This is a genomic window from Vibrio sp. V09_P4A23P171 (assembly GCF_963875615.1).
GTDB lineage: Bacteria > Pseudomonadota > Gammaproteobacteria > Enterobacterales > Vibrionaceae > Vibrio > Vibrio anguillarum.
Map to the genome: position 1 here is coordinate 149,764 of NZ_CAWNMR010000055.1, position 23,221 is coordinate 172,984.

General features: G+C 46.0%; 25 protein-coding genes. 12 read left to right on the plus strand and 13 right to left on the minus strand.

Features of this window, described 5'->3' with window-relative positions; translation table 11 throughout:
* Nucleotides 1-166 precede the first annotated feature (166 nt).
* Nucleotides 167-2,800 (plus strand): phosphoenolpyruvate carboxylase, encoded by a 2,634-nt coding sequence (ppc, locus tag AACT23_RS14535; protein WP_094127542.1) that lies wholly within the window; start codon nt 167-169, stop codon nt 2,798-2,800.
* Between the two features lie 366 nt (nt 2,801-3,166).
* Nucleotides 3,167-3,706, plus strand: a complete 540-nt coding sequence (locus tag AACT23_RS14540) for a PadR family transcriptional regulator (RefSeq protein WP_038149150.1) — start codon at nt 3,167-3,169, stop codon at nt 3,704-3,706.
* 62 nt (nt 3,707-3,768) lie between these two features.
* Here the strand turns inward: AACT23_RS14540 and cysE are convergent, their stop codons facing one another.
* The 5 genes from cysE to epmA form a co-directional block, all read right to left on the minus strand.
* A complete protein-coding gene (cysE, locus tag AACT23_RS14545) occupies nt 3,769-4,590 on the minus strand; it encodes a serine O-acetyltransferase (RefSeq protein ID WP_010317654.1) in 822 nt (273 codons plus the stop codon).
* Nucleotides 4,591-4,676: 86 nt separating this feature from the next.
* Complete coding sequence (gene gpsA, locus AACT23_RS14550) at nt 4,677-5,735, minus strand: NAD(P)H-dependent glycerol-3-phosphate dehydrogenase (RefSeq protein WP_013855871.1); 1,059 nt, start codon at nt 5,733-5,735, stop codon at nt 4,677-4,679.
* A 181-nt stretch (nt 5,736-5,916) separates the two neighbouring features.
* On the minus strand, nt 5,917-6,384 hold the full coding sequence (gene secB / locus AACT23_RS14555) for a protein-export chaperone SecB (RefSeq protein ID WP_013855870.1): 468 nt from the start codon (nt 6,382-6,384) through the stop codon (nt 5,917-5,919).
* Between the two features lie 167 nt (nt 6,385-6,551).
* Nucleotides 6,552-6,986 (minus strand): rhodanese-like domain-containing protein, encoded by a 435-nt coding sequence (locus AACT23_RS14560; RefSeq protein WP_010317649.1) that lies wholly within the window; start codon nt 6,984-6,986, stop codon nt 6,552-6,554.
* Nucleotides 6,987-7,142: 156 nt separating this feature from the next.
* Nucleotides 7,143-8,117: an elongation factor P--(R)-beta-lysine ligase gene (epmA, locus tag AACT23_RS14565; RefSeq protein ID WP_094127509.1), complete on the minus strand. Its 975-nt coding sequence runs from the start codon at nt 8,115-8,117 to the stop codon at nt 7,143-7,145.
* Between the two features lie 244 nt (nt 8,118-8,361).
* On the opposite strand from epmA, the gene frdA reads away from it, so the two are divergent.
* Genes frdA through frdD form a run of 4 tightly spaced genes read left to right on the plus strand, consistent with a single transcriptional unit; the run spans nt 8,362 to nt 11,710 of the window.
* On the plus strand, nt 8,362-10,176 hold the full coding sequence (gene frdA / locus AACT23_RS14570) for a fumarate reductase (quinol) flavoprotein subunit (RefSeq protein ID WP_013855868.1): 1,815 nt from the start codon (nt 8,362-8,364) through the stop codon (nt 10,174-10,176).
* Nucleotides 10,176-10,934 carry a succinate dehydrogenase/fumarate reductase iron-sulfur subunit gene (locus AACT23_RS14575; RefSeq protein WP_017046770.1) on the plus strand — a complete coding sequence of 253 codons (759 nt, stop codon included), beginning with the start codon at nt 10,176-10,178 and terminating at the stop codon, nt 10,932-10,934. The genes frdA and AACT23_RS14575 overlap by 1 nt, the downstream gene beginning before the upstream one ends.
* Before the next feature lie 2 nt (nt 10,935-10,936).
* Nucleotides 10,937-11,320 carry a fumarate reductase subunit FrdC gene (gene frdC / locus AACT23_RS14580; RefSeq protein ID WP_094127512.1) on the plus strand — a complete coding sequence of 128 codons (384 nt, stop codon included), beginning with the start codon at nt 10,937-10,939 and terminating at the stop codon, nt 11,318-11,320.
* A 12-nt stretch (nt 11,321-11,332) separates the two neighbouring features.
* Nucleotides 11,333-11,710 (plus strand): fumarate reductase subunit FrdD, encoded by a 378-nt coding sequence (frdD, locus tag AACT23_RS14585; protein ID WP_010317640.1) that lies wholly within the window; start codon nt 11,333-11,335, stop codon nt 11,708-11,710.
* A gap of 124 nt (nt 11,711-11,834) precedes the next feature.
* Here the strand turns inward: frdD and efp are convergent, their stop codons facing one another.
* Nucleotides 11,835-12,401 carry an elongation factor P gene (gene efp / locus AACT23_RS14590; protein ID WP_017043203.1) on the minus strand — a complete coding sequence of 189 codons (567 nt, stop codon included), beginning with the start codon at nt 12,399-12,401 and terminating at the stop codon, nt 11,835-11,837.
* Nucleotides 12,402-12,434: 33 nt separating this feature from the next.
* Here efp and epmB point away from each other — a divergent pair, with 33 nt between their 5' ends.
* Nucleotides 12,435-13,457, plus strand: coding sequence for an EF-P beta-lysylation protein EpmB (epmB, locus tag AACT23_RS14595; RefSeq protein WP_019282863.1), 1,023 nt, complete (start codon nt 12,435-12,437; stop codon nt 13,455-13,457).
* A 71-nt stretch (nt 13,458-13,528) separates the two neighbouring features.
* Nucleotides 13,529-14,002: an MgtC/SapB family protein gene (locus tag AACT23_RS14600; protein WP_013855863.1), complete on the plus strand. Its 474-nt coding sequence runs from the start codon at nt 13,529-13,531 to the stop codon at nt 14,000-14,002.
* A 51-nt stretch (nt 14,003-14,053) separates the two neighbouring features.
* Here AACT23_RS14600 and AACT23_RS14605 read toward each other — a convergent pair whose 3' ends face one another.
* From AACT23_RS14605 to AACT23_RS14615, 3 genes are all read right to left on the minus strand, one after another.
* Complete coding sequence (locus AACT23_RS14605) at nt 14,054-14,611, minus strand: VC2662 family protein (protein ID WP_026027420.1); 558 nt, start codon at nt 14,609-14,611, stop codon at nt 14,054-14,056.
* 190 nt (nt 14,612-14,801) lie between these two features.
* The gene (groL, locus tag AACT23_RS14610) at nt 14,802-16,436 is read right to left on the minus strand and encodes a chaperonin GroEL (protein ID WP_013855861.1); all 1,635 of its coding nucleotides are present in this window, start codon (nt 16,434-16,436) and stop codon (nt 14,802-14,804) included.
* A 69-nt stretch (nt 16,437-16,505) separates the two neighbouring features.
* Nucleotides 16,506-16,796, minus strand: a complete 291-nt coding sequence (locus tag AACT23_RS14615; RefSeq protein WP_010317634.1) for a co-chaperone GroES — start codon at nt 16,794-16,796, stop codon at nt 16,506-16,508.
* Nucleotides 16,797-17,048: 252 nt separating this feature from the next.
* On the opposite strand from AACT23_RS14615, the gene AACT23_RS14620 reads away from it, so the two are divergent.
* Nucleotides 17,049-17,666 (plus strand): helix-turn-helix transcriptional regulator, encoded by a 618-nt coding sequence (locus tag AACT23_RS14620; protein WP_013855859.1) that lies wholly within the window; start codon nt 17,049-17,051, stop codon nt 17,664-17,666.
* Nucleotides 17,667-17,782: 116 nt separating this feature from the next.
* Nucleotides 17,783-18,121: a DUF3135 domain-containing protein gene (locus AACT23_RS14625; protein WP_013855858.1), complete on the plus strand. Its 339-nt coding sequence runs from the start codon at nt 17,783-17,785 to the stop codon at nt 18,119-18,121.
* 76 nt (nt 18,122-18,197) lie between these two features.
* On the opposite strand, the gene AACT23_RS14630 is transcribed toward AACT23_RS14625, so the two are convergent.
* Both AACT23_RS14630 and AACT23_RS14635 read right to left on the minus strand, forming a co-directional pair.
* Nucleotides 18,198-18,623, minus strand: a complete 426-nt coding sequence (locus tag AACT23_RS14630) for a DUF805 domain-containing protein (protein WP_029190043.1) — start codon at nt 18,621-18,623, stop codon at nt 18,198-18,200.
* 17 nt (nt 18,624-18,640) lie between these two features.
* Nucleotides 18,641-18,988, minus strand: coding sequence for a 5-carboxymethyl-2-hydroxymuconate Delta-isomerase (locus AACT23_RS14635; protein WP_013855856.1), 348 nt, complete (start codon nt 18,986-18,988; stop codon nt 18,641-18,643).
* A gap of 292 nt (nt 18,989-19,280) precedes the next feature.
* Between AACT23_RS14635 and tpiA the strand changes: the two genes are divergently transcribed.
* Nucleotides 19,281-20,054: a triose-phosphate isomerase gene (tpiA, locus tag AACT23_RS14640; protein WP_088729193.1), complete on the plus strand. Its 774-nt coding sequence runs from the start codon at nt 19,281-19,283 to the stop codon at nt 20,052-20,054.
* Between the two features lie 147 nt (nt 20,055-20,201).
* Complete coding sequence (locus AACT23_RS14645; RefSeq protein ID WP_094123850.1) at nt 20,202-21,539, plus strand: MATE family efflux transporter; 1,338 nt, start codon at nt 20,202-20,204, stop codon at nt 21,537-21,539.
* A gap of 105 nt (nt 21,540-21,644) precedes the next feature.
* Here AACT23_RS14645 and rraA read toward each other — a convergent pair whose 3' ends face one another.
* Together rraA and AACT23_RS14655 are read right to left on the minus strand one after the other, a co-directional pair.
* Nucleotides 21,645-22,166, minus strand: coding sequence for a ribonuclease E activity regulator RraA (gene rraA / locus AACT23_RS14650; protein WP_026027418.1), 522 nt, complete (start codon nt 22,164-22,166; stop codon nt 21,645-21,647).
* Nucleotides 22,167-22,242: 76 nt separating this feature from the next.
* The gene (locus AACT23_RS14655) at nt 22,243-23,160 is read right to left on the minus strand and encodes a 1,4-dihydroxy-2-naphthoate polyprenyltransferase (protein WP_017043197.1); all 918 of its coding nucleotides are present in this window, start codon (nt 23,158-23,160) and stop codon (nt 22,243-22,245) included.
* Nucleotides 23,161-23,221: the final 61 nt, after the last annotated feature.

The following is a 23,221-nucleotide window of genomic DNA, read 5'->3' on the forward strand; positions in this document are numbered from 1 at the left end:
AATTTCAGTAATTTACGCCAATTATTCACCAAATGATCACGTTCAATAACATTCAGCAATAATCGTAAAAATAGTCGGCTTTATTTGACTCTACAGGGATCTTTTCGCTAGATTGTGTACTTAGCAAGGAACAATGGATGTAATTTTTTTACAAGGCAGGATGACAATGAACGAAAAATACGCTGCGCTCAAAAGTAACGTGAGCATGCTTGGCCGTTTGCTGGGCAACACCATTCAGGACGCCCATGGTGACGTTATCTTAGAGAAAGTGGAAACCATCCGAAAACTTTCAAAATCAGCCCGTAATGGCAATCAAGCCGACCGAGACAGCTTGGTTGAAGAGATCAAAAACCTTCCCAACGAACAGCTCACCCCAGTAGCGCGGGCATTCAACCAATTTCTTAACTTAACCAACATGGCCGAGCAGTACCACACCATTTCACGTCACTGTGAAGAACATGTGTGTGAGCCTGATGCGATTAATTTACTGTTTACTAAACTGAATCAAAATAAAATCAGTAAATTGGATGCTGCTCAAGCGGTACGCGATCTCAATATCGAGTTAGTGCTAACGGCTCACCCAACCGAAATTACACGCCGCACGATGATCAACAAGCTGGTGAAAATTAACGAGTGTCTCTCCAAGCTTGAACTCAGTGACCTTTCATTTAAAGAGCGCCAAAAAACCGAACGCCGTTTAGAACAGTTGATCGCGCAAAGCTGGCATTCAGATGTGATTCGTAAGCAGCGCCCTACGCCACTGGATGAAGCAAAATGGGGCTTTGCGGTGGTGGAAAATTCTCTATGGCAAGCCGTGCCTGATTTTCTTCGTGAATTTGATGAGCACCTCACCAACTACTTAGGTGAAGGACTACCAATTGATGCACGCCCTGTGCATTTCTCTTCGTGGATGGGCGGCGACCGTGATGGTAACCCCTTTGTGACTCATAAAATCACCCGTGAAGTAATGCTGCTTTCTCGCTGGAAAGCGGCCGATCTCTACCTAGGTGATATCAATGAGCTGGTCAGCGAATTGTCGATGACCAAATGCAGTGACGCGCTACGCGATTTGGCTGGCATAGATGAACACGAACCTTATCGCGCTATTCTCAAACGCCTGCGTGGACTACTCAGCGAAACACTGGAAGTGTTGGATGCCAAGATCAATGGCCAACAACTGGCACGCAAAGCACCACTGCAAAATATCGCACAGTTGTGGGAACCGCTTTATGCCTGCTACCAATCTTTACATCAATGCGGCATGGGCGTCATTGCCGATGGCTCGCTGCTTGATACTCTGCGCCGGATTAAAGCGTTTGGTGTGCATCTTGTACGTTTAGACATTCGCCAAGAGAGCACTCGTCACTCTGATGTGATCTCCGAGCTCACCCGTTATTTAGGCATTGGTGATTATGACCAGTGGAGCGAGCAAGACAAAATTGCGTTTCTCACCAATGAGTTGAGCTCAAAACGTCCTTTGTTACCTCGTGACTGGCAGCCTTCAGAAGCGGTACAAGAGGTGATCGACACCTGTAAAATCGTTGCTTCTCAGCCTCGCGAAGCCTTTGGTGCTTATGTGATTTCGATGGCTCGTACCGCATCAGATGTACTTGCCGTACATCTATTGTTGCAAGAGTGTGGCTGTCCTTATCGCATGGACGTTTGTCCACTGTTCGAAACTTTGGATGATTTAAACAACGCAGAAACGGTGATCCGCCAACTAATGGGCATTGATCTCTATCGTGGCTTTATTCAAAACCACCAGATGGTGATGATTGGTTACTCCGATTCCGCTAAAGATGCAGGTGTAATGTCCGCCGGTTGGGCACAATACAGCGCGATGGAAGCTTTGGTTAATGTCAGTGAAGAGGCTGGAATTGAACTGACACTATTCCATGGACGTGGCGGCACCATTGGTCGCGGGGGCGCTCCAGCACATGCGGCACTGCTTTCACAACCACCCAAAAGCTTAAAAGGTGGCTTGCGTGTGACGGAGCAAGGCGAAATGATCCGCTTTAAACTTGGTCTACCAGAAGTAGCGGTCAATAGTTTTACGATGTACGCCAGCGCCATTTTAGAAGCGAACCTGCTGCCACCACCAGAGCCAAAACAAGATTGGCGCGACTTAATGGAGGTATTGTCTGAGGTCTCTTGCGAAGCGTATCGCCATATTGTTCGCGGCGAGCCGGACTTTGTCCCGTACTTCCGCCAAGCAACGCCAGAGCTAGAGCTGGGTAAATTACCGCTCGGTTCACGTCCGGCTAAACGCAACCCTAATGGTGGGGTCGAAAGCTTACGTGCAATCCCGTGGATCTTCTCTTGGAGCCAAAACCGCCTCGTGCTACCAGCCTGGCTAGGTGCGGGAGAAGCAATTCAGTTTTCTATCGATAAAGGACACCAAGCACTGCTGGAAGAGATGTGCCGTGAATGGCCATTTTTCTCAACGCGTTTAGGCATGCTAGAGATGGTTTACTCCAAGTGCAACATTGAAATCTCACGCTATTACGATGAACGCTTAGTCGATGAATCGTTACGCCCGCTCGGTGAGCGTTTGCGTTCTCAATTACAGAAAGACATCAAAGCGGTGTTAAATGTAGAAAACAATGAGAACTTGATGCAAAGCGACCCTTGGGGTCAAGAGTCAATCCGTTTGCGCAATATCTATGTTGAGCCATTAAATATGCTGCAAGCAGAGCTGTTGTACCGCACTCGCCAAACCGAAACCGCACCAGCAGAGTTAGAAGAAGCCTTAATGGTGACTATCGCGGGTATTGCAGCAGGAATGCGTAACACAGGCTAAGTAACAGCATTTTATTTCACAAACTAGCTAAAAGGCCGCCTCTGCGCGGCTTTTTATTTTAAATCACAAAAATTATTGAGCATATTATCAGTTTTTTAAGCCAAACTAACAAAGTATTCTACTTTATGCTTATTATTTAGATATACTACTGCTCCTCTGCGGTAGCATACAAACATAACAAATCGCAGGTCGATATGCGTCACGCATATAATCCTAGGTGATAAACGGCTTTTTAAGGTGACACAACCCACTCCGTCAATAGAACGGTGGGTGTTGCTTAAACTCATTCATGATTGATGCCATCAGAAGCACAACACGAGTTTGAGCAAGTTGTTTTTGAGTTTATTAACCATTTGGATTAAAGACATGTCATTACCACACGTTATCCTCACTGTTTTGAGCACTCGCGATGCCACAGGGTACGACATCACAAAAGAGTTCTCTTCGAGCATTGGCTATTTTTGGAAAGCCAGCCACCAACAAGTTTACCGCGAACTGAATAAAATGGGTCAACAAGGCCTAGTCACTTGTGTATTAGAACCGCAAGATGGCAAGCCAGATCGTAAAGTTTACTCCATCACCGATGCAGGTCGCAGCGCTTTAGGTGAATGGTTTGACCAACCTACAGCTCACCCAACCGTACGTGATGAATTTAGCGCTAAATTGATCGCTTGCTCGGTACAACCAGCAACACCTTACCGAATTCAACTGGGTGAATTAGTTGAAGAATCGAAAAAACTGGTTGCTCACTACAAAGAGATTGAGTCTGCGTACTATGCAACACCAGCTACCCTCGATAAGCTACAGCGCCTTGAGCGTCTAACACTACGCCGCAACCTACTGGTTCGCCAAGCGTGGGTTGATTGGGCTGAAGAAGTGCTTGCTGAACTCGATGCAATGGCTTAATGCCAACCATAAAAAAGGGTGATGCTCTGTGAGCATCACCCTTTTTGTTTTCCGCGACCAAATCAAATACCATCACCGGCAATGAAACTTTGAGAACGGCCATTAAATTGTTGGTCCATATCTAACGAAGGCTTATCGGTTTGCGGACGACCGACAATTTTGGCTGGCACTCCAGCGACGGTAGTGTGCGGAGGCACTGCTTGCAATACCACCGAACAAGAACCAATTTTCGCCCCTTCGCCCACTTCAATATTACCGAGAATTTTGGCACCCGCGCCAATCATCACGCCTTCACGAATTTTCGGGTGGCGATCGCCGCACTCTTTACCCGTTCCACCTAGCGTTACATCTTGTAAAATAGAGACATCATTCTCCACCACTGCGGTTTCACCGATCACAATGCCCGTAGCATGGTCAAGCATGATACCGCGGCCAATACGTGCAGCAGGATGGATGTCCACTTGGCAAGCTACCGAAATTTGGTTTTGAAAATAGGTAGCCAACGCCACTCGACCTTGCTTCCATAACCAGTTCGCGACGCGATAGCCTTGTAAGGCATGGTAGCCCTTGAGATAAAGTAGAGGCATTGAAAACATAGATACTGCGGGGTCGCGATTGACAGTCGCGCAGATGTCACACGCCGCCGCTTCCATAATGCTGGGGTCTGCGGCAAATGCCTCTTCGACCACTTCACGCACCGCCATCGCTGGCATTGAGGCCGTATTCAGCTTATTGGCAAGAATGTAGCTCAAGGCCGAGCTTAAACTATCATGCTTAATAATAGTGGCATGATAAAAACTAGCCAGCATCGGTTCTTGTTCTGACTGCTCGCGCGCCTCTTTGACTATGGCTTGCCACACTTTGAGTTTTTCGCAATGTTTCATCGTTGGTTGATCACCCTTCCTCATCCAATCTCTAGAGCGTCAATGTAGATTGCTAATAGGCTTTGTGCCTAATCATGAGCAATGAATTAGCGTTCTGCTTTTTTATCACGAGCCAGCAAATCTTGTGCTGCAACACGCGCATCTTTTCCTTGATACAGCACTTGATAGATTTGATCAACTATTGGCATTTCAACCTCCATGCGCGCCGCTAATAACCACACCTCTTTGGTGTTGCGATAACCTTCAACCACTTGGCCAATTTCTTGCTGCGCCGTATCCACGTCTTTACCTTGTCCCAACGCCAAACCAAAGCGACGGTTACGTGATTGGTTATCGGTGCAAGTGAGCACTAAGTCACCCAATCCAGCCATCCCCATAAAGGTTTCAGGCTGAGCACCTAACGCTGCACCCAAACGGCACATTTCGGCCAGACCGCGCGTAATCAATGCAGTACGCGCATTCGCACCAAAGCCAATCCCATCGGACATGCCAGCGCCAATCGCAATCACGTTTTTCACCGCACCACCTAGCTGCATGCCAATAAAATCACTATTGGCGTAAACGCGGAAAGTTTTGCTGCAGTGAATTTTGCCTTGCAGATCTTCGACAAACTGCGCGTCAGGCGAGGCAACAGAAATTGCGGTAGGCATTCCCATCGCCAGCTCTTTAGCAAAAGTCGGCCCAGATAACACCGCCAATGAATAGCGCTCGCCAATGGTGTCATAGGCCACATCCATCAGTAACCGGCCCGTTTCAGGTTCAAGCCCTTTGGTTGCCCAACAAATACGGGAATCATCACGCAAGTGAGGCTTTAAACTCTTCATAACAAGGCCAAATACGTGGCTCGGAACTACAACCAACAAATCGCGGCTCGCTTGTACCGCTTTTTTCAAATCGGTTTCCACAATCAGCGAATCGGGAAAATCAATACCGGGTAAAAATTCTTGGTTAGCACGATCAGCGTCAAGACGAGCCATATGCTTAGCATCGTGTCCCCAAAGGACAACATTAGCACCGTTACGTGCTAAAGAAATCGCCAGAGATGTGCCGTAAGAACCCGCACCAACTACTGTCATGGTGATCGCTTTACCGTAAATACTGTTAGGATCTGTCATTGTTTCGTCCATTGCTATTCGTGTTGTCATGTTATACCTAAATTCCTTCCGATACAGCTTTCAATACGGAGTAGCAAGGAACGGAGGTATTGGCATTCGAAATAAACAAAAAATGCACAACGCACCATCATTATCTGGGATGCTTTGTGCATTTTTTATCATCAAAGTCTGACGTGGAACGCCAACGTTAATGATCTCACGTCATTAACGATTAAGCTTCTGCTTGCTCGCCTTGAGTCGCTTGTTGTTGTAGGTAGTTCATAAACAATGCATCAAAGTTCACTGGTGCAAGGTTAAGTTGTGGGAATGTCCCTTTAACAACTAAGCTAGAAATCGTTTCACGTGCATATGGGAACAGAATGTTCGGGCAGAATGCACCTAAACAATGAGCAAGTTGACCCGCTTCCATTTTTTCAGCAGTAAAAATACCACCTTGTTGCACTTCGCATAAGAACGCGATTTCTTCCGCGTTTTTCACTGTCACCGTTAGGCGTAATACGACTTCATACACACCCTCACCCAGATCACGACTTTGAGTGTCAAGATCCAACTTCACATCTGGATTCCACTCTTTTTGGAACATAACAGGTGAGTTTGGCGCTTCAAAAGAGACATCTTTTAGAAAGATACGTTGAATTGCGAAATTTTGTTGTGCTGTTTGTTGTGCGGCTTCAGCCATGATTAAATCCTTAAATACTTACAAATTCAGTGTTGCTTTTAGACTAACCGAGCTGATTTCGAATGACTAGATGAGCTCACGATTACGTGGAAAACATCACAACTCTTAGCATCAAATGCTGGCTTTTCAGCCAGCACACTCAGTTCAAGATAACCGCGATCAGTGAATTATTTATTGCCACGAACCAATGGCAAGTTCGCTTCATTCCAAGCTACAAGACCATTTTTCAGTAAATTCACATTCTCAAACCCAGCTTTAGCAAGCAGGTTGGCACTCTCTTGCGCGGTTTGACCCGTTTTACATACCACAATGATTGGGTCAGACTTGTGCTTTTCAAGGCTAGCCAAGTTACCGGATTTAATATCTGACGGTAAAATGTGAACCGCATCAGTAATATGGCCTTTTTTAAATTCATCTTTCGTGCGGATATCGACAACAACACCGTTTTCACGATTCATTAAAAGCGTCGTTTGTGAAGCGGTGATCTCTTTATAGGCTGCCGTGGTTGATTTCACGATGCTCATGATTAAGGCGACGAGAATACCTACCCATGCCAAAGATAGAATCATATTGTGTTGGAAAAATTCGATGTACTCTTGCATATTCTGTGCTCTTGCAATGTGGGCTTAAAATCAGACAAGGAGTATAACGAGGTTGTCAGCCAGACGCGAGGGCTTACATTGCATAATAAGAAACTGTTGCCGTTTTTCAGCGCGCTCATCGCACTACAAGCGCGCAATCCACATCAGCTTAAAAGCTTAAGCTATCGGAAAAGGAAAAGCCGTCACGTTATCAATATGATCTTGGCCTAACGCCAGCATAATCAAGCGATCAATACCAAGCGCCACTCCTGAACATTCAGGTAAGCCAGCCTCTAACGCTGCTATCAAGTGGTAGTCAATCGGCTGTTCGACCAGCCTCATCGTTTTACGCTTTTGGTTATCCGCTTCAAAACGAGCCAGTTGCTCTTGTGGGTTGTCCAGCTCATGAAAACCATTCGCAAGTTCAATCCCTTTGAAATAGACCTCAAAGCGATCCGCAACACGATGATCTTGCGGGTTAATCTTAGCTAGTGCCGCTTGTGATGCAGGAAAATCGTAAACAAAAACGGGTACCTGTTGACCAATTTCCGCCTCAACACCGACACTAAATAGCAGTTGCAGTAAGGTATCTCTATCCTCTTCTGGCTCAGCAATGTCACTTAGACCTAATCGGCTCGCAGCCGCTTTTAACTCGTCCATTGAGCCTTCTAACGGACAAACCCCAAGTACCTGCAAAAATGCTTGTTGGTAACTCATCTTCTGCGCCGCTCCACACTGCAAAATAAGTTGCAGCAATTGATCCATCTCATCCATTAAATCATGGTGAGTAAAACCAACCCGATACCACTCTAACATCGTAAATTCTGGGTTGTGATAGCGGCCATTTTCCTCGTTGCGAAACGCTTTATTGATCTGATAAATCGAACCACTCCCCGCCGCCAAAAGTCGTTTCATATGAAACTCTGGGCTTGTCATTAAATAAAGTTGACGGCCATCAGCATACCCTGGGCCAACAAATTGGGTTTGGAAGGTTTGCAAATGAATGTCGGTTACCGTGGCATGACTCATGGCTGGTGTATCGACTTCCAATACATCTCGTAGTTCAAAGAAATGGCGGATCTGCTTGAGTAACTGAGCACGCTGTTTGAGTTGTGATATTGATGCGGTTGGCATCCAGTTTTTTCTATTCATGTTCTGGCACACATAAGTTTGGATGATATGAATTTTACTGACTTAAAGCGCAATTCCAAATTCTAACGTGATTATTATCACACAAAGAAAAATAAGTATGCTCGCGCTTGCACTTCCGAAGCAAAAACCTAACAGAATCAATTTTTTCCTTACACAGCTCTTCTACACTACCCGTACCACTTAAGGCTTACGAACCTTTAACTATAACAAGCGGATTTTCCGCATCACACACCGGAGGATAACTGTGCAAATTATCACCACAGATATCGCAGTCATCGGCGCAGGCGGCGCTGGTCTTCGCACTGCAATTGCAGCCGCTGAAGCAAACCCTGATTTAGAAGTTGCTCTGATTTCTAAAGTTTATCCTATGCGATCTCATACGGTTGCAGCGGAAGGAGGCTCAGCAGCAGTTATCAAGGAAGAAGATAGCCTTGACAACCACTTCAACGATACCGTTGGTGGTGGAGATTGGCTATGTGAACAGGATGTTGTTGAATATTTTGTGGCCAACTCGACCCGCGAGATGGTGCAAATGGAACAGTGGGGTTGCCCATGGAGCCGTAAAGAAAATGGCGAAGTAAACGTACGCCGTTTTGGTGGCATGAAAGTCGAACGTACTTGGTTTGCGGCTGACAAAACAGGCTTCCACATGCTTCACACCCTCTTCCAAACTTCAATGAAGTACCCACAAATCAATCGATTTGATGAGTATTTCGTGGTGGATCTACTTGTTGAAGATGGCGAAGTTCAAGGGCTTATCGCGATTCATATGTCCGAAGGTGAGCTAGTAACCATCAAAGCAAAATCTGTAGTATTAGCCACTGGTGGCGCGGGCCGTGTGTACCACTGCAACACCAACGGCGGCATTGTAACCGGCGATGGTATGGCGATGGCTTATCGTCATGGCGTCCCTCTACGCGATATGGAGTTCGTGCAATACCACCCAACTGGCCTACCTGGCACGGGTATTTTGATGACGGAAGGCTGCCGCGGTGAAGGTGGCATCATCGTCAATAAAAATGGCTATCGTTATCTGCAAGATTACGGTATGGGCCCAGAAACTCCGGTGGGTCAGCCTAAAAACAAATACATGGAACTCGGTCCTCGCGACAAAGTTTCTCAAGCTTTCTGGCATGAACAACAGAAAGGCAACACCATCAAACATCCGCTTGGTGATGTGGTGCTGCTTGATCTTCGCCACCTCGGTGAAGAGTACTTACAAGAGCGTTTGCCGTTTATCTGCGAATTGGCGAAAGCTTACGTCAACGTTGATCCAGCAAAAGAGCCGATCCCAATTCGTCCAACCGTACACTACACCATGGGTGGTATCGAAACGGATGGACAATGTGAAACGCGCATCAAAGGTCTGTTTGCTGTCGGCGAATGTGCCTCGGTTGGCTTGCATGGTGCAAACCGTTTGGGTTCTAACTCGTTAGCTGAATTTGTGGTTTTTGGCCGCGTTGCGGGTGAAAGTGCAGTGAAACGCGCAGCGGAATTCAAAGGTTGGAACGATGAATCTATCGCCAAACAAGTCAAAGCCGTAGAAGAGCGTATTGCAGCGTTAATGAACCAAGAAGGTGATGAAAACTGGGCCACCATTCGCACTGAGATGGGTCACACCATGGAAGCGGGTTGTGGTATCTACCGCCAAGAAGATTTAATGCAAGCGACGATTGATAAAATCACCGAGCTAAAAGCACGCTACAAGAACATTAGCATTAAAGATAAAGGCAAAGTGTTCAACACCGACCTTCTGTACGCTATCGAAGTCGGTTATGGCCTTGAAGTGGCTGAAGCTATGGTTCACTCAGCTATCTTGCGTAAAGAATCTCGCGGTGCGCATCAGCGTTTAGACGAAGGTTGTACTGAGCGTGATGATGTGAACTACCTCAAGCACTCTTTAGCTTTCTATCAACCTGATGCTGCTCCAAGTATCGACTACAGCGCAGTTAAGATCACGAAATCTCAGCCGAAAGCTCGTCTCTATGGTGAAGCGGCAGAACAGGCTGCCGCTGCGGAAAAAGCGGCAGAAGAGAAAAGCGCAGAGGAGCAAAAATAATGTCAGCAAATCGCATTCAAAAAGTAGACATTTTGCGCTACGACCCAGAAAAAGACGCTAAACCACGCCTGCAAGCGTTTGAAGTTCCCTTTGATGACACCATGTCAGTGCTCGACGCGATTGGCTACATCAAAGATAACCTCGATAAGGATCTCTCTTATCGCTGGTCTTGCCGTATGGCGATCTGCGGTTCGTGTGGTGTGATGGTCAATGGCGTACCTAAATTGGCTTGTAAAAGCTTCCTGCGCGATTACCCCAATGGCGTGAAGATTGAACCTTTAGCCAACTTCCCAATTGAAAAAGATTTGATCGTGGATATGACTTCGTTTATCGAGCGTCTTGAAGCCATTAAACCCTACATCATTGGCAACGATCGCAAACCTGAAGATGGCACCAACTTACAAACGCCAGAGCAAATGGCCAAATACAAACAATTTGCTGGTTGTATTAACTGCGGTCTTTGCTACGCGGCCTGCCCTCAGTTCGGTTTGAACCCTGAGTTTATTGGCCCCGCAGCATTAACCCTTGCTCACCGCTACAACTTAGATAGCCGTGACCATGGTAAAGCCGAGCGTATGAAGCTTATCAATGGTGATAACGGTGCTTGGGGTTGTACCTTTGTTGGTTACTGCTCTGAAGTGTGTCCAAAACACGTTGACCCAGCGGCAGCCGTCAACCAAGGCAAAGTTGAATCTTCAATGGACTTCGTGATTGCCATGCTAAAACCTGACGGTTCACCAAAGAAAGTGGAGGGATAAGGATGAGTAACCGTAAACCTTACGTTCGTGAAATGACACGTACTTGGTGGAAAGATCACCCATTCTACCGCTTCTACATGTTGCGTGAAGCCACGGTACTGCCACTGATATTCTTTACCTTATTCCTTACCTTTGGCTTGGGCTGCTTGGTTAAAGGCCCTGAAGCATGGGAAGGCTGGCTAAGCTTTATGGCAAACCCAATTGTGGTCGCAATCAATATTGTCGCGTTAGCGGGGAGTTTGCTGCATGCACAAACCTTCTTTAGCATGATGCCTCAAGTGATGCCAATCCGCTTGAAAGGTAAGCTAGTCGACAAGAAAATCATCGTATTAACTCAGTGGGCAGCGGTTGCGTTTATCTCACTGATTGTTCTCATCGTGGTGTAGGAGCTTATAGTCATGAACAACAATTATAAGGTAAATCGCACGCCAAAACGTTCTGATGAACCTATCTGGTGGGGGCTGTTTGGTGCTGGTGGAACATGGTTTGCGATGATTACCCCGATCACCATTCTCGTGTTGGGTATTTTAGCACCATTAGGCATTATCGATGCTGAAGCAATGAGTTATGAACGCGTTTCGAGTTTTGCGACTAGCATCATCGGCGCACTGTTTATCATTGGCACATTAGCCTTACCGATGTGGCATGCCATGCACCGTGTCCATCACGGTATGCATGACCTAAAATTCCACACGGGTTTAGTGGGTAAAATCGCTTGTTATGCGTTTGCAGGGCTGATTTCCGCGCTCGCAGTCGTTTTTATCTTTATGATTTAAAGATAGAAAAGTGATGACATCAAAGAGCTGCCTCGGCAGCTCTTTTTTATTACGGCACTCACTCAGCTTTGGAGCAATAAAAAAGGCCGCTTACCGAGCGACCTTCTTACTTACTTTGAGGTGATTATTTGACTCGACCTACGTATTCGCCAGAGCGGGTATCCACTTTGATCACTTCACCGATAGAGATGAACAGTGGCACACGTACCACAGCACCTGTGACCAACGTAGCGGGTTTACCACCCGTACCTTGCGTATCACCTTTCAAGCCCGGATCAGTTTCAGCCACTTCAAGTTCAACAAAGTTTGGTGGCGTTACCGCAATTGGGTTACCGTTCCAAAGCGTCAACATGCAGGTGTTGTTTTCCACTAGCCATTTTGCGCTTTCACCCACCGCTTTATTATCCGCCGCAATTTGCTCGAATGTTTCATTATTCATAAAGTGGTAGAATTCGCCGTCGTTATAGAGATAATCAAGGTCGATATCCATTACGTCAGCCGTTTCTACTGAATCACCTGACTTAAATGTTTTTTCCAACACTTTGCCAGAAAGAAGTTTACGGATTTTGACACGGTTGAAGGCTTGGCCTTTACCTGGTTTCACATATTCATTTTCGAGAATGACACAAGGCTCATTATCAAGCATAATTTTGAGACCGCCTTTAAATTCATTCGTGCTAACAGTAGCCATTTTTTCCTCTTACCATTCTTCGAGTTAAATTCAATGCCGCATATAATAACCCGAAAACTTGATTCTGTTGAGCAAAACTGGCTTCAACAATTAACGAATGCGATCTCAAACCCTGCCGAGCTTCTCCAGCAGTTAGAGATTGATCCTGCCCTTTGGCAAAATGGGTTTGCCGCACGCAAACTCTTCGCACTACGGGTGCCACAAAGTTTTGTCGATCGCATGGAAAAAGGAAACCCTTACGATCCCCTGTTGCGTCAAGTTTTGCCACTCAATGAAGAGTTTGAATGGCATGATGGGTACTCAAATGACCCGCTTGATGAGCAAAACAATGCCATTCCGGGATTGCTGCATAAATACCGCAACCGAGTGCTAATGATAGTCAAAGGTGGTTGTGCGATTAACTGCCGTTACTGCTTTCGTCGTCATTTCCCCTACCAAGAGAATAAAGGATCAAAGCAGGTGTGGCAGCAAAGTGTCGACTATATTGCCGCGCATCCCGAGCTCAATGAGGTCATTTTATCGGGCGGTGATCCGCTAATGGCGAAAGATGAAGAACTGCGTTGGCTCATCGATGCAATCAGCAGCGTGCCTCATATTAAACGATTGCGTATTCACTCGCGCTTACCCGTGGTGATCCCCGCTCGAATCACCGATGCATTGTGTGATCTGCTGCGTGAAACTCGCTTACAAGTCATTTTGGTGACGCACATTAACCATGCCAATGAAATCAATCTAGAATTCAAACAGCAGATGAGTCGTCTGCGCGCCATCAATGTTACCTTACTCAACCAAGGTGTATTGTTAAAAGGTGTCAATGATAGCGTTGATGCGCAAGTCGCGCTCAGCGAAACGTTATTTGATGCAGGAATTTTGCCTTACTACTTGCATGTGCTGGATAAAGTGCAAGGCGCAGCGCACTTTTTTGTTAGTGATCAAAAAGCAAAAGAAATAATGGCAGGTGTCATTGAGCGAGTCTCGGGCTATCTTGTTGCTAAGCTAACTCGAGAAATCGGTGGCAGAGCCAGTAAAACGCCACTCGATCTGCATCTTGAGTAATTACAGAACTTCAAAGAGCGGTTCGGTGTCAATCAACGAACTCTTACCTTCATACTTTTGGGAAAACCATCATGCAATCTCTCGGACAATTTCTTGATCTTAGTCCATTCAGTTGGTCTGCATTATTGTGCTGTGCTATCAATGGGTTACTGATTGGCGTTGAACGCCAAACCCGCGGTAAACCGGTGGGCATTCGCACATCAATATTAATCATCTCAGGGACTTACCTCTTTCTAGCGATGGCCGTATCACTGTCCCCTAACACCTTAGATCAAGCTCGCGTGCTTGGACAAATTATTACTGGGGTTGGTTTTTTAGGCGCAGGCGTGATGATGACTCAAGATGGGAAAATCCATGGCGTCACCTCAGCCGCTGTTATTTGGGTACTAGCATCACTGGGATTGATGATCGGTCTTGGTTACTTACAGCAATCCATCATTATCACGGTATTGGCATTGTGTGTGTTGTATGGCGTGGATAAGGTAGAAAATAGCTTTCAAAGTTTGCGCCGTGGTGTTCATCAACGCTTTCGTCGTCGTACATAAGGTGAAAAAAAAGAGCAGCTTGATGCTGCTCTTTCGATTTCAATTCATCGGCTATTTAGCAAAGTTGATGATAGGAAAACACTTAAAGAAACCGTTATCCGCACAGTTAATTAGACCAACCTGAACACCTTCAATTTTTGTGGTTTTGTTGAACAAACCCACTTGCACTTTCGATGTATCAGAGAAGTTTGCTGCACCAACATCAACCATGGTATTACCTTCAGAGTAGTTCACTAGACTGACGTTAGCACCTTGTACATTGTTGGTCAGATTCACTACACCCACGTTAGCACCCACGGTTTGCCCTGTATTCCAGTTTAACAAACCGAGTGAAGCACCAGTCATCTCTTGATTGACTTTCGATGCCCCTAAAAGACCTAAATTTACACCCGTCGTAGAGTCAGTTTCAGATAATCCAACAACGGCGAGATCTAAGCCTTTAACTTCATTCACTTTACCGTAAAGAGCCGCAACACGAACACCTGATACCGCATTTTCATCCGGCGCATTGAAGTTATTAATGGAAGAAAACATAACTGGAGTGCCAGCCATCGCAACAGAAGAAGATAACGCAGCCACTACGGCTAGTGCTGAAAGTACTTTTTTCATAAAGATCTCCATTGACCAATGAAACCGTTAATATTGGGTTTGTTCACGCTATTTCACTCACATCATCACCAAATTGTGATCAGTGAAGAGACGAAGTCTAGAAGAGTCGGATCACTCAAACGTCAGGATTGAGCTAATTATGCGAAAAAAAACCGGAGGCAAGCTCCGGTTTCTTATTGAGAGAGGATGATTACATCATCCCTCCCATACCGCCCATGCCGCCCATATCAGGCATTGCCGCTTCTTTCTTCGGTAGCTCAGTCACCATAGCTTCTGTGGTGATCATAAGGCCCGCGACTGAAGCTGCGAACTGTAGCGCACTACGAGTCACTTTGGTTGGATCCAAAATACCCATGTCGATCATATCGCCATATTCACCCGTCGCAGCGTTGTAACCATAGTTACCTTCACCAGCGCGAACATTGTTAGCCACAACAGAATCCTCTTCGCCCGCGTTTTTCACGATTTGACGAATTGGTGCTTCCATCGCACGTAGTGCAACACGAATACCTACGTTTTGCTCTTCGTTGTCACCTTCAAGGCCCGCAACTTTAGCAGCCGCACGGATCAGTGCAACACCACCACCCGCAACCACGCCTTCTTCAACGGCTGCGCGAGTTGCATGCAGTGCATCTTCTACGCGATCTTTCTTCTCTTTCATTTCAACTTCAGTGGTTGCACCGACTTTGATCACTGCAACGCCACCTGCCAGTTTGGCCACGCGCTCTTGTAGTTTTTCTTTGTCGTAATCTGAAGTTGCGTCTTCAATTTGTTGACGAATTTGTGCAACGCGACCTTTAATGGCTTGCTCTTCACCTGCACCATCAATGATGGTGGTGTTTTCTTTAGTGATAGAGATGCGCTTCGCTTGGCCTAGATCTTCCAAGGTCACTTTTTCAAGCTCAAGACCGATCTCTTCAGAAATCACAGTACCGCCCGTTAGGGTAGCAATGTCTTGTAGCATCGCTTTACGGCGATCACCAAAACCAGGTGCTTTCACGGCAGCAACTTTTACAATGCCACGCATGTTGTTCACAACCAGCGTCGCCAATGCTTCACCTTCAACATCTTCCGCCACAATCAGTAGTGGACGAGAAGCTTTTGCTACCGCTTCAAGTGCAGGAAGCAGTTCGCGAATGTTAGAAATTTTCTTATCAACCAATAGGATGAATGGGCTATCTAGATCAACACTGCCCGCTTCTTGGTTATTAATGAAGTAAGGAGATAGGTAACCACGATCAAACTGCATACCTTCCACTACATCGAGTTCATCTTGCAGTGCTTGGCCTTCTTCAACAGTGATAACGCCATCTCGGCCCACTTTTTCCATCGCTTCAGCAATGATGTTACCCACGCTTGAATCCGAGTTCGCAGAAATAGTACCCACTTGCGCAATCGCTTTAGTGTCTGAACAAGGTACTGAAAGCTCTTTCAACGCTTCAACCGCCGCCACGACAGCTTTGTCGATGCCACGCTTAAGATCCATTGGGTTCATACCCGCGGCTACAGCTTTCAAGCCTTCAGTGATGATCGCTTGCGCTAATACCGTTGCGGTTGTCGTTCCGTCACCCGCTGCATCGTTAGCTTGAGAAGCAACTTCTTTCACCATTTGTGCACCCATGTTCTGGAATTTGTCTTCCAGTTCAATTTCACGCGCAACAGTGACACCATCTTTGGTGATAATAGGTGAACCAAACGATTTATCTATCACAACGTTACGGCCTTTAGGGCCAAGGGTGACTTTTACTGCATCGGCTAGAATATTAACGCCTTCTAGCATTTTAATACGTGCATCGTTACCAAATTTAACGTCTTTAGCAGCCATCTTTAATTTCCTTTTCTAAATTCTGTTTTAATCAATCGTTTTTGAATCAGAGCAAAAATTACTCAATGCTTACTCGACAATCGCCATGATGTCGTTTTCAGACATAATGAGCACTTCTTTACCGTCGATCTTTTCCGTTTTAGTACCGTAGCTTTCTGCAAAAATAACCGTATCACCTACTTTGACATCCAGCGGTTGTACCGAACCATTTTCAAGGATTCGGCCTTTGCCTACTGCTAAGATGACGCCGCGAGTCGATTTCTCTGCAGCGGAACCTGTTAGAACAATGCCACCAGCAGATTTAGATTCAACTTCTTGGCGTTCAACGATAACTCGGTCGTGTAATGGACGAATGTTCATCGGTCGTCTCTCCTGATTAGATTTTCCGTTAGGTTTATGAAAAGGCTGATTACTCAGCTCGTGAGTGATATGTGGGGGAGCAAGCAAGGGATCCCAAGGGGGGAAAGCGAAAATTTTGTGATCTATTTAACGAATTGATAGCGAATCTTGGTTCTGTGCTGACAAAAGTTACTAGCGGCTCATCCTGTATAGTCAATAATTTGCTTTATTAAGCTGCTTCTTCATAATAGATAAGGCAAACAGAGGAATGCGATGAAAACCATTGACCGAATACTTCAAACCATCAAACGCGATGGAGCGGTAACCGCTAAACGACTGGCCGACGACCTAGGAATTACCACCATGGGGGCTCGCCAGCACCTACAAAGTTTGGAAGATGATGGCATTGTGGCGTTTCATGATGTCAAAGTAAAAGTCGGACGCCCTACTCGACACTGGTCTTTGACACAACAAGGCCACGACCAATTTGCTGATCGGCATGGCGAGTTGATCATCCAAGTGATTGATGCTGTTGAGCACCTTTTTGGTAAAGAAGGACTAGCCAAAGTGGCGGCAGAGCGTGAAGCTCACACATTAGCACAGTATCAACACGCATTAATTGATTGCCACAGTTTAGAAGAAAAACTAGCTAAGCTAGTGACGCTTCGTGAGCAAGAAGGCTATATGGCAGAGCTCATACCATCAACGAACGGTTACACTTTAATTGAGAACCATTGCCCTATCTGTAAAGCTGCGGCACGCTGCCCTAACCTGTGCCAATCTGAACTTAATATTTTCCAAACGTTGATCGGTGAGCAATATGTAGTTGAACGGAGCGAACACATCATTATGGGTGAGCGTCGCTGCCGTTATCAAATCACACCACGCTAAGATCGTCTCATTAGTAAGAAATGGCGATTTCGTTCCAACTCCTACCTTATTGATCGGTTATGCTTTCATTGTGTTGATAAAATAATCAACAGAGAAATAGTGTAAAGGAGAAAGATATGGAGCCCCCTCAAAAACAGGCCTTACCTTCTTTTGATGAGTTGGTTGAACTTGCCAAACATAATCCAGATGCCTTTACGCAACTGAAAAAAGATATCTGTGAAGAGATGATCCTCTCCTCTTCCAACAACATGCAAGACAGGTTATGGGCTCAGCAAAGTCACATTGACTTGGTGGTGAGCCAATGCAAAAACCCTGTCCATGCTAATGTTATGCTGATGCGTGAGCTCGGCGAACAGATGATGAAATTTAGAAATGCCTTAGATGGCGAATCGGCGCGCACTCAACCGAGCGCGACCATCATTCCATTTGTGCCGCGCCACAGCGACTGGCGTTAACCTCGCTATTTGAAGCTTTTTAAAACAACAGGAGGCATTGGCCTCCTGTTGTTTTATCAATTTTTTTCTATCAAGTTTACTCTGGTTCAGGTCCGTAGCGGTTGCGGCTTTGCGTTCCCTTCATAAAACCACATTCGACTAAAATCCATGAGCCACAAACCAGTGCGACCAGCGATACCAATGACTCTGTCATACTGGCTTGAGTGGCAATCTCGGCACTCGCAAAAGGCATACTCATACGGCCTATCACCAAAGGGACATTAAGCAATAACCACCAAGCAGACTTATCTCTGTCATGCCAACGTTTTACCGTGATGGCCAAATCAGGCAGTAACACCACTAGCAAAAACAGCGGCAAGATCAGGTGCGTATAGGCAGGAAACATTTGGTTTGCAGCGAGTGCGAAGCCCATAATGGACGCGTAATAACAGAGATTCCACATCCAAAATACTTTGCGCCCGATGCGTCCTTGAAATGAAAATAGCAGTTCTTTAATCGACATCTTGTTACCTAAAATGGTTAATTTACAACCTTTTGGAAGCAATCTTTATCCATATCACGCACATTCACGGTCAGACTCCTGACTTGACTAGCTTGCTGTTGCAATACCGTCATTAATTGACGTGACAACTCTCTTTTTTGTTCAGGTGTCCGCCCTGACAGTAAATCAAAGCTGAGGTGAATAAAATCAACACTGTCGCCCTCTTCACCAATGCACCAATGGTGGCAGCGTAGCGCCCGTGATTTCACTGAGTCAGCGTCAAATAATCCGCAGCGAAGTGCGACTTGGTGAAGATCTTCCAATAACCCTTGAACATTCACACGTTCATCCACAGAGTTCGAGTATTCCATAACAAGGTTGGGCATACGAATTCCTTTTCTTCATTCATGATCAAATTTCAACACTGGTGAGCCTTATTGGTATCACTAGCTTTTCTTTTAACAGCCACTAATAACAATTAATCTCGTAAAATCCGAGCCATTATCGGCTATTCTGTCTATCTGATCACTGATAAGGGGTATCACGCATTGCTTAAGATCCCATAAAGTCATGACTCGAATCATGATCTGACCGATTTTATCTGTTATATTCTTTCGCAATCACGTTTATTTTTGACATTCATTCATTTTAACTTTGATAGATAATGGAGATATTCCTATGCGTCATCCTGTAGTTATGGGTAACTGGAAACTAAACGGCAGCAAAGAGATGGTTGTTGAGCTGCTAAATGGTCTGAATACAGAGCTTGAAGGCGTAACGGGTGTTGACGTAGCCGTTGCTCCACCAGCACTTTTTATTGACCTAGCAGAGCGCACTCTGACCGATGCGGGTAGCGCGATCATTCTGGGTGCCCAAAACAGCGACGTACACAACAGTGGCGCATTCACTGGCGATATGTCTCCAGCAATGCTGAAAGAATTCGGTGCAACACACATCATCATTGGTCACTCAGAGCGTCGTGAATACCACAACGAATCCGATGAATTTGTGGCGCAAAAATTTGCATTCCTAAAAGAAAATGGCCTAACACCAGTACTTTGTATCGGTGAATCTGAAGCACAAAACGAAGCTGGCGAAACAGTAGCCGTGTGTGCACGTCAACTTGACGCTGTGATCAACACCCAAGGTGTTGAAGCGCTAGAAGGCGCGATCATCGCTTACGAACCAATCTGGGCGATCGGCACAGGTAAAGCAGCAACAGCAGATGATGCTCAACGTATTCACGCTGCCATTCGCGCGCACATTGCTGCAAAATCAGAAGCAGTCGCGAAGAATGTCGTTATCCAATACGGCGGTTCTGTAAAACCTGAAAACGCAGCAGCTTACTTCGCACAACCAGACATTGATGGTGCTCTAGTTGGCGGCGCAGCACTTGATGCGAAAAGCTTTGCAGCTATCGCAAAAGCAGCAGCTGAAGCGAAAAAAGCGTAATTATTCACACTAATTATCGTTAAGAAGGTCAGCATTTGCTGGCCTTTTTTGTTTCTTCACTCGCGTCACACTTCCCATCCTAGCAGCTATAGTCGCGATCGCCAGAATCAAGTATCCTAACGTTTTGCTTAACCTACGTTGCCAGTAATGCACGATAAACACGGCCTATTAACCGCCCCAATTCCAAATGTGCTCACTCAAATGACGATCCCAATGATTTTTGGTTTGATCGCGATTTTGATGTTTAACTTGGTCGACACCTTTTTTATCTCACTGTTGGGCACCGAATCTCTTGCCGCCATCAGTTTTACCTTTCCCGTCACCTTTGCGGTCAACTGCATCACCATGGGAATTGGTATTGGACTTTCGACGAGTATTGGCCGCTTACTCGGTCAAGGTGACGCTAAGAATGCGGCGCGTTTTTCTAGTCATGGCGTGTTGCTGGCTGTGGTGCTGGTGACATTCGCTTCAATTCTGGGGTTACTGACCATTAAGCCACTTTTCCTACTGCTTGGTGCCACTGACGATTTAATCCCTTTGATTGAGCAATACATGCAGGTTTGGTATTTGACCATTCCTTTGCTCGTTATTCCCATGGCTGGTAACAGCGCAATTCGAGCAACGGGTGATACTAAAACGCCGGCTAAAATTATGATGCTCGCAGGTTGTATTAACGGTCTGCTCGATCCGTTGCTGATTTTTGGTTATGGCCCTTTCCCTGAATTAGGAATCCAAGGTGCTGCTATTGCCAGTGCATTCAGTTGGTTAGGCGCACTGTGTGGATCGCTATATGTCTTAATCAAAAGAGAAAAATTATTGGCATGGCCGTATTTTCCTACTTTATGGCATGATTGGCAGCAGATCTTAAAAGTGGGCACACCAGCGGCACTCTCCAATGCAATGAATCCACTCTCTGGCGCGCTATTAATGATGATGCTGGCCAGTCATGGCACGGCTGCAGTAGCCGCTTACGGCGCCGCGCAGCGTATTGAGTCGATACTCATTTTGGTCTTGATGTCACTAACCTCAGCACTGACTCCCTTTATGGCACAAAACATCGGCGCAAAAAATATCGAGCGTAGCTTTGCTGGCCTGTTCCTCAGCATGCGTTTTTCTATCGTATTCCAATTGATGATTTTTGCGATGATGGTACCGCTGAGCATCCCTTTGTCAGCCCTATTTTCTCAAGAGCCCTCGGTGCGCGATCTATTGTGGCACTATTTGCTGGTGGTGCCACTGAGCTATGGCTTTCAAGGCATTGTGATGATGCTTGTCTCTGGATTGAATGCATTGCATCAACCTATGCGCGCCTTTCAGTGGAGCGTGATGCGGCTGTTTGTGTTCACTCTTCCTGCCGCGTGGTTAGGTTCGTATCTCTATGATGTCGAAGGGCTGTTTATCGGGATTGCCGCAGGCAATACCTTAGGTGGGCTGCTGGGTTATTACTACGCCCTGCGTCTAAAACGAACTTACCTGTTTCGCTAATGCTACCATTTATCTGGTTGAGCACGTCGTGGTGAACTAAATATAAAAAAGCCAGCATTCATGCTGGCTTTATCACTTAGAAACATCGCCTTTCAGCGCGAGAAACTACTCTTCAATCTCGTCAAGGTCATCATCTAAGTCCATATCCACATTTAAAGGCTCAGGAGATAAAATAATACCCGTATTATCAGCGTACAAATAATCTTCAGGTAGGAAAGTGACGCCACCAAAATTGACAGGCACATCCACTTCACCGATACCTTGATTGGATGCTCCAACAGGAATAGAGGCGAGCGCTTGAATGCCGATGCTCATCTCTTCGAGTTCATCCACTTCACGGACACAACCGTAAACAACGATGCCTTCCCACTCATTTTCTTCAGCAAGAGCGGCCAATTCTGCATCAATCAGCGCACGGCGCAGTGAACCACCACCATCAATTAACAGCACCCGTCCTAGCCCATCTTGCTCTAATACTTCACGGATTAAGCCATTATCTTCAAAACATTTAATCGTCGTAAGCTGGCCAGCAAAGGATGCGCTTCCACCAAAGTTACTAAACATTGGCTCCACCACATCGACTTGGTCGAGATAAATATCACATAACGCAGAGGTGTTGTATTCCATAATGGTTCTTCTCTTGCCGAAAATTATCTTCACCGAGTATATAGGGTCATTAAGTCATTGCAATGACAAGCGACAATTAACTCGTCAGAGTTTGAGCTATAACAATTCCAACAAACAACAAGTTGGTGATCAGTGAACATTTGACGATAGCGGGCATCATAGGTGCTATCTGCGCAGGTTGATCACTCACCCACACCGCTTTACTGTGTTTTACCACTACCACAATGCTCAACAAAAAGGGCAAACTTATCCACGTTGGGCTGCTTTGCATCACTAAATACCAAGCAAAAGCGATCACCGCACCCGCCAATAGCATAAAATGATATTGCTTGGCACGCGTTTGCCCAAGACGTACGGCAACGGTTTTTTTACCGCAAACTGCATCATTTTCAATATCACGCATATTGTTGACATTGAGCACAGCAACCGCCAATAAGCCACAGCCTAACGCGGGTAAGAACAGGCTCGGTTCCACATGGCCGGTATGCAAGAAATAGGTTCCAGACACCCCAAGTAAACCAAAGAAAATGAACACGGATAAATCACCTAAGCCGACATAGCCGTAGGGTTTGTTACCGACCGTGTAAGCAATCGCGGCCACAATAGCGAGCACGCCCAGCCCGACAAAAGCCAGAATACTTTGCACACTATCCAGTGCATAAAAAATCAACACCAAACCCGAGATAACCGTCAATGTGATGTTAATCAGCATCGCTTGCTTCATATCATCGAGCGTCACCGCACCGGACTGAATCGCTCTGATTGGCCCTAAGCGAGCCTCATTATCCGTGCCCTTGACCGCATCACCATAATCATTTGCAAGGTTAGATAAAATTTGTAATAAAGTTGCGGTAAGCAGAGCAAGCAGCGCTACTGGCAACGAAAAATGGCCCGATGAGAAAGCTAACGCGCTGCCCGTTAAAATAGAAACTAGCGCGAGAGGGAGCGTTTTAGGCCTGGCCGCATCAAGCCAGATATGGAGCGAATTCTTCATGCAAGGTCACTGCCGTTCAAAAAAGGGGTCAGTATATACTGTTCTGCTGGCGAGTATAACA